The following is a 6,214-nucleotide window of genomic DNA, read 5'->3' as shown; positions in this document are numbered from 1 at the left end:
CGGTCAGACGGGTCAGCAGGGTCCGGCCGGTGCGGATGGTCAACCCGGTCAGACCGGCCAGACCGGTCCCACGGGTCCGGTCGGGCAGCAGGGTCCGGCGGGTCAGCAGGGTCCGGCCGGTGCGGAGGGTCAGCCCGGGCAGCCTGGGCAGACGGGTCAGACGGGGCAGACCGGTCCTGCGGGTCCAGTCGGGCAGCAGGGTCCGGCGGGTCAGCGGGGTCCGGCCGGTCAGACGGGTCAGCAGGGTCCGGCCGGTGCGGATGGTCAACCCGGTCAGACCGGCCAGACCGGTCCCACGGGTCCGATCGGGCAGCAGGGTCCGGCGGGCCAGCAGGGTCCGGCCGGTCCGGAGGGTCAGCCCGGTCAACCCGGTCAGACAGGCCAGACCGGTCAGACGGGGCAGACGGGTCCGGCAGGCCCCACGGGTCCGGCCGGTCCTGCGGGGCCGACCGGCCCTGCGGGTCCCACCGGCGCCACCGGTGCGACCGGTCCCGAGGGTCCCCCCGGTCCTCCCGGTCCTCCCGGTCCTGCCGGTAACGCCGTCCTGGCGGTTCGGACGAACGAGAGCATCGCCACCACCCTCACCCCCCTGGCCCCGTTCACCGCGTTCGTCTCGGACAACGGGACCACGTCGATCCGGGACCCTCGCACGACCCCGCCCTGGCACGACATCACGTCGGTGCCGGGGTATCCCGGCGCCGCGACCCAGGTGGAACTGGACGGCGACGCCACCCACCTCTACATCACGGTGCTCGGCGCGACCGGCACGATCGCCCGCACGACCTGTCTCGTACGGCCCACCCCGGGAACGCCGACGAACCCGTCCTGGCCGGGGAACTGCGGCGTCTTCACCAACCTGACCCCGCCGGACCGAGAACCGCCGGACATTCGTGAGGACACGGGATTCCGTGCCGGTGGCCATCGCGGAACCGGCGCGTACGACGGGGGGCGGCGCCGGTCGTAGGCTGCTCGCACCTGACGAACGGAGGGCCGGGATGGCCGGGACGACGGTGACCGAGGTGATGGCCGAGCTGGCCGGGCTCGAGGACCCGAGGGTACGCGAGGTGAACGAGAAACACGGTGACGATCACGGCGTGAACCTCGGCAGGCTGCGCGCGCTCGCGAAGCGGCTGAAGACGCAGCAGGAGCTCGCGTACCGGCTCTGGGAGACGGGTGACACCGCGGCGCGACTGCTGGCGATCCTGATCTGCCGTCCCAAGGCGTTCGGGCGTGACGAGCTGGACGCCATGCTGCGCGAGGCGCGCGTGCCCAAGGTGCACGACTGGCTCGTGAACTACGTGGTGAAGAAGAACCCGCACGCCGAGGAGCTGCGCATGGCCTGGTCGGCCGATCCGGATCCGGTGGTCGCGAGCGCCGGCTGGGCGCTGACCGTCGAACGCGTGGCGAAGAGGCCCGAGGGCCTCGACCTCGCGGGACTGCTCGACGTCGTCGAGGCCGACATGAAGGACGCCCCGGACCGCCTGCAGTGGGCGATGAACCACTGCCTGGCCCAGATCGGGATCGAGCACGCCGAGCACCGCGCCCGTGCCGTCGACATCGGTGAGCGCCTGGGTGTGCTCAGGGACTACCCCACCTCCCCGGGCTGCACGTCCCCGTTCGCACCCGTCTGGATCACCGAGATGGTGAGCCGGGGCGGTTCCTAGGCGTGTCGCGTTCCCGGCACCCCGATCGGGGGGGGGCGGGATCTCGGACGTCGACGGTCTTCCCGGCCGCCGCGAAGGCCCCCGAGCCCGGGTTCGCGGGCAGGCGTCGCGATGGCCGGAAGTTCACGCGGGCACGTGGTTGCGGAGCCGGAGCTCCTCCGGGTACGGGGCGAAGTAGGTCTGGTCGCGTACGTACTCGGCGGCCTCGCCGCGGGCGTGGTGGCGGATCAGGGTGACGGGGACGCTCAGTGACACCCGGCCGGCCTGGTAGGAGGCGATGACCTCGGCCAGGTCGGCCCGGCGGGCCGGGTCGAGCGAGTCGCCCAGCATGCCCACGCAGTGCTGCAGGACGTTGACGTGGCGGCCGATGCCGGCCGTGGCGGCGAACGCCGTCCCGAAGAAGCGCGTGTACGAGGAGGCCAGCTCCTCGCGGGGGAGCAGGCCCGCCTCGGCGACCACCCGTCCGGCCTCCCGGTAGGCGGAGGGGTGGTGGGCGAGGAGCTGCATCTTGTGCCGCGCGTGGAAGGCCACCAGGTCGCGGGGCCGCCAGTCGCTCTCCAGCAGGGCGCGGAGCCGGGCGTGGGCGAAGATCCGTTCCACGAAGGTCTCGCGGAGCAGGGCGTCGTTGAGCCGTCCCTCCTCCTCCACCGGGAGCAGCGGGTGGGTCTCCAGCACGACGGCCGCGAACACGCCCCGGCCCCGGCGGTGCACGACCGGGTTCTGGCCCTTGCCCTTGCGGCCGCTGCCGTCGCCCCAGGTCGCGGTGACGCCTTCCGGGTCGGGCGCGTACAGCGGGATGCCGTGCACGCCGCAGCTCGGGCTCTTGGACTTGAGGACGTAGCCGTCCACCTCGTTCAGGGTGCGCGCCCGGTCGGCGGCCAGGGCGGTCATCCGGTCGGTGAGGTCGATCCGGGTCCTGCGGGTGACCAGGCGCGGCCCGGCCGGCGAGTCCTCCAGGTGGAGGGTCTCGCGTGGCGCGCCGAGGCCGATCTCCATCTCCGGGCAGACGTGCACCCAGTCCACGTGGGCGTCGAGCTCGTCGCCCAGGAACCGGTCGCGGCTGTGGCCGCCGTTGAACCGGACGGGCTCCCCCATCAGGCAGCTGGAGACCGCGAGCTTCGGCCTGACGGCCGCCCCTGCCGCTCCACCGGTCGTCCCGGGCGTGCGCGCGGGGGCGGGGTGGCCGCTCATGCCGCGGCCGGGGTGAGGATGCCGGACAGGCGGCGCAGGCCACGGGCCGTACGGGCCTTGATCGTGCCGAGCGGGACGCTGAGCCTCTCGGCGATCTCCCGCTGCGTCAGGTCCCCGTAGTAGGCCAGCTCGATGGCCTGGCGCTGCGGCTCGGGAAGCTCGGCCAGCGCCCGCTGCACCTGGTCGCGCTCGGCCATGCCGTCCCCGTCCACGCGGCCGTCGTCGCCGGCCGGGTCCGCCAGCACGTCCAGCGGCACCGTGCGCAGGGTGCGCATCCGCAGGTGGTCGACCGCCCGCTTGTGCGCGATGCCGAGCATCCAGGCGGGCAGGCTGCGTGAGGGGTCGAAGCGGTGCCGTGATCGCCACACCTCGGCGAAGACGATCTGCTGGAGATCGTCGATCTCCTGCGGGGGAACGAAACGCCGCAGGTAGGACCGGACAAGGGAGCCGTGAACACGGAAGCACTCGGCGAGTGCCATGTCGTCGCCGGCGGCGAAACGAGCGTTCAAGGTGTCTGTCATGGTGGACTCCCCTTGCCGAGAAAACCTACTCAAAACTTATTCATACTCGCTCGGCGGCTCTGATCGCAAGCCGGGGCACGGCGGGGCGTGAGAAACCGGTCCCGGACGGTGATCACGGGAGCGCGGGCCGGTCGGGAGCGGAGGTCAGTCCACGGCGGCGAGGACGCGGGTGATGGCGTCCTCGAACGAGGTGGCGTGCGGGATCGAGGCGGGCAGCCCCTCCTGCCAGCCCACGCCCCCGGCGATGACCAGGCACGGAGGCCGGGTCGCGGGCAGCGACGAGAGCGGGGCGGGATCACCGGTGATCGGCAGCTGGGACCAGACGAAGACCACCGAGGGCCCCAGGCGGCGCATCGCGTCCGCCAGCGCCGGGTACGGGGTGCGGGAACCCAGCACCCGCGTCTCCACGCGGTGGTCGGTGGTCAGGGCCGCGGCCAGCGCGTAGTTCGGCAGGTTGTGCTGGTCGTCGGGAGCGCAGGCGAGCAGGACCGGCCGGACGTTGACCGGCCTGGCCGGCCGTTCGGTGAGCCCGATCAGCGAGGCCAGCAGCCGGTCGGAGAACAGGTGCTCGACCTCCACGCCCGCGGAGTTCTCCTCCTGGAGCCTGCAGATCGTCTCGAAGACCGGGATCACCAGCCGCTCCCAGGTCCACAGCACCCCGTGCCTGGACAGGGAGGCACCCAGCCACTCCTGCACCGTCCGGCTGTCCAGCGCCACCGCGGCCCGCGTCAGCATCGCGGCGGTCGGCAACGCGGGCGCGTCGGGCCGCCCGGCGGCGGGGAGGCGCTCCAGGGGCGGCCGCCCGGACGCGGGACCCGGCCTGGACGTCGTTCCGGGGCCTGGCGCCGGTCCGGACCGTGTTCCCGGCCGTGCCCCGGGTGCCGGCCCGGTGCCGGGGCCCTGCCCGGCCTCCCGCCCCGTTCCGGGGTCGGCCGGGGGCTCGGGGACGGTCTCGATCCTCAGCACCTCGCGGGCCGCGTCGGCCGCGGGCACGCCGCTCCTGATGAGCCGGTTCATCTCCTCCAGGCGCCACAGGTCGCGGGCGTCGTAGCGGCGGTGCCCCCCCGGGCTCCGGCGGCTCGGTCCCAGGCCGTAGCGTAGGTTCCAGGTCCGCAGCGTGGGGGCGGGGACGCCGAGACGCCGCGCGACGGCTCCGATGCCGTAGCCCGGTTCCTCATCGGCTACCACCTGACGCTGCTCGTCCATCTCATCTCATTTCCGGCCCGTCACCGCGGTTACCAGCGTGACAGGCGACGGGAGCGGTCGCTCCCTGAACGTTCCTTCGAGATGCGGTCCCCGCCGGATGCAACCGACCCAGCGTGACCGCCCGAAAGGAAAACGTGACCGATACAGTGATCGTTCTGTTCAGCCGCGATCTCCGGGTGCACGATCACCCGGCCCTCGCCGCTGCGTGCGAGCGCGCGCGTCATGTCATACCGCTCTTCGTGGCCGACCCCGCCGTGCCCTCAGGGAACCGCTGGGGCTTCCTGTCCGAGTGCCTGGCCGACCTGCGCGAGTCACTCAGGGAACGGGGCGGCGACCTGATCGTCCGCCGGGGCGACACGATCACCGAGACGATGCGCCTGGCCGGGGAGGTGGGGGCGGAGGCCGTTCACGCCAGCCTGGACGTCAGCACGTTCGCGCGCCTGCGCCAGCGCGGGCTGGCCGAGGAGTGCGAGCGGGCCCGGATGGAGTACCGCCTGTTCCCGGGGCTGACCGTCGTGCCGCCGGACGCCCTGCGCCCCTCGGGAGGCGGGGACCACTACCGGGTCTTCACGCCCTACTGGCGGGCCTGGAGCGGACGCCCCCGGCGGGAGCTGCTCAAGGCCCCGGGAACGGTGCCCGTTCCCCGGGACCTCTTCGCGGGGCCCCTGCCCGAGCACGGCGGCCGCTCCTACGAGCTGTTCCCCGGCGGCGAGACGGTCGGCCGCCGGAGGATGGAGCAGTGGCTGAGGCACTGCGTGCGGGAGTACACCGACGGCCACGACGACATGGCCGGGAACCGCACGTCCAGGCTCAGCCCCTACCTGCGCTTCGGCTGCGTCTCGCCGCTGGAGCTGGAGTCGCTCGCCGGGGAGGCCGCGAACCTGTGGGCCGCCGGGCCTGCCGACCCCGGCGGATCCGGCGAGTCCGGCGGGGTCGTCGGCCTCGCCGGGGACGCCGATCCCGCGGGGGAGGCCGACCCGTCGGGGAACGCGCGTCCCGAGGACGACGAGGACCCCAGGAGGGCCGCGTACGCCCGCGCCGCAGGCGAGGTCGCGGCCTTCGTCAGGCAGCTGTGCTGGCGCGACTTCTTCTACCAGGTGACGCGGGCCTTCCCGCGCATGGACCGCGACGACTACCGCCCGCGCGGGAACGAGTGGCGCGACGACGACCAGGCGGCGCGGGCGTGGGCGGAGGGCATGACCGGCGTCCCCATCGTGGACGCCGGGATGCGGCAGCTGCTCACCGAGGGGTGGATGCACAACCGGGCCCGCCTGATCACGGGCTCGTTCCTGGTCAGGCGGCTCGGCCTCGACTGGCGCGTCGGCGGGGACCACTTCTTCGAGCACCTGCTCGACGGCGACGTGGCCAACAACTACGGCAACTGGCAGTGGGTGGCCGGGACCGGCAACGACACCCGGCCCAACCGGCCCGTCAACCACATCCGCCAGGCCAGGCGCTACGACCCGGACGGGGAGTACGTCCTGCGCCACGTCCCCGAGCTCCGCGCGGTGCCCAAGCGGATGATCCACGAGCCGTGGCGGCTCTCCTCGCCCGTCCCCGGCTACCCGCCGCCGCTGGTGTCGATGGGCTGAGCGCGACGGCCGTGAAAAGACCCTGCCGGCGGGCGGCCCT

The 6,214-nt window shown here is 73.5% G+C and carries 7 protein-coding genes; 3 read left to right on the top strand and 4 right to left on the bottom strand.

Annotated features, from left to right (window positions below):
* Positions 1 to 367: hypothetical protein (locus tag ACLQ2R_RS18680; protein ID WP_425961139.1), on the bottom strand; the 367-nt coding region annotated here is incomplete at its 3' end.
* A 312-nt stretch (positions 368 to 679) separates the two neighbouring features.
* On the opposite strand from ACLQ2R_RS18680, the gene ACLQ2R_RS18675 reads away from it, so the two are divergent.
* Positions 680 to 964 carry a hypothetical protein gene (locus ACLQ2R_RS18675; RefSeq protein ID WP_425961138.1) on the top strand — a complete coding sequence of 95 codons (285 nt, stop codon included), beginning with the start codon at positions 680 to 682 and terminating at the stop codon, positions 962 to 964.
* A 31-nt stretch (positions 965 to 995) separates the two neighbouring features.
* Positions 996 to 1,664 carry a DNA alkylation repair protein gene (locus ACLQ2R_RS18670; protein WP_425961137.1) on the top strand — a complete coding sequence of 223 codons (669 nt, stop codon included), beginning with the start codon at positions 996 to 998 and terminating at the stop codon, positions 1,662 to 1,664.
* A gap of 123 nt (positions 1,665 to 1,787) precedes the next feature.
* On the opposite strand, the gene ACLQ2R_RS18665 is transcribed toward ACLQ2R_RS18670, so the two are convergent.
* The 3 genes from ACLQ2R_RS18665 to ACLQ2R_RS18655 all read right to left on the bottom strand — a co-directional run bounded on the left by ACLQ2R_RS18665 (position 1,788) and on the right by ACLQ2R_RS18655 (position 4,582).
* Positions 1,788 to 2,759, bottom strand: a complete 972-nt coding sequence (locus tag ACLQ2R_RS18665; protein WP_425961161.1) for a YbgA family protein — start codon at positions 2,757 to 2,759, stop codon at positions 1,788 to 1,790.
* Between the two features lie 92 nt (positions 2,760 to 2,851).
* The gene (locus ACLQ2R_RS18660) at positions 2,852 to 3,376 is read right to left on the bottom strand and encodes an RNA polymerase sigma factor (protein ID WP_425961136.1); all 525 of its coding nucleotides are present in this window, start codon (positions 3,374 to 3,376) and stop codon (positions 2,852 to 2,854) included.
* A 144-nt stretch (positions 3,377 to 3,520) separates the two neighbouring features.
* The gene (locus ACLQ2R_RS18655; RefSeq protein WP_425961135.1) at positions 3,521 to 4,582 is read right to left on the bottom strand and encodes a MerR family transcriptional regulator; all 1,062 of its coding nucleotides are present in this window, start codon (positions 4,580 to 4,582) and stop codon (positions 3,521 to 3,523) included.
* A gap of 134 nt (positions 4,583 to 4,716) precedes the next feature.
* Between ACLQ2R_RS18655 and ACLQ2R_RS18650 the strand changes: the two genes are divergently transcribed.
* The gene (locus ACLQ2R_RS18650; protein WP_425961133.1) at positions 4,717 to 6,174 is read left to right on the top strand and encodes a cryptochrome/photolyase family protein; all 1,458 of its coding nucleotides are present in this window, start codon (positions 4,717 to 4,719) and stop codon (positions 6,172 to 6,174) included.
* Positions 6,175 to 6,214: the final 40 nt, after the last annotated feature.

Origin of the sequence: Streptosporangium sp. DT93 (genome assembly GCF_049844535.1) — a bacterium.
In the GTDB taxonomy this organism is placed as follows: Bacteria; Actinomycetota; Actinomycetes; order Streptosporangiales; family Streptosporangiaceae; genus Streptosporangium.
Note: the sequence above shows the minus strand (reverse complement) of the source record. Positions and strands in the feature narration are given on the sequence as shown.

Excerpts from the sequence above, each read along its gene's own strand:
- ACLQ2R_RS18665 (WP_425961161.1), bottom strand. The coding sequence starts at position 2,759 with ATGGGGGAGCCCGTCCGGTTCAACGGCGGCCACAGCCGCGACCGGTTC.
- ACLQ2R_RS18670 (WP_425961137.1), top strand. The coding sequence starts at position 996 with ATGGCCGGGACGACGGTGACCGAGGTGATGGCCGAGCTGGCCGGGCTC.
- ACLQ2R_RS18660 (WP_425961136.1), bottom strand. The coding sequence starts at position 3,376 with ATGACAGACACCTTGAACGCTCGTTTCGCCGCCGGCGACGACATGGCA.
- ACLQ2R_RS18655 (WP_425961135.1), bottom strand. The coding sequence starts at position 4,582 with ATGGACGAGCAGCGTCAGGTGGTAGCCGATGAGGAACCGGGCTACGGC.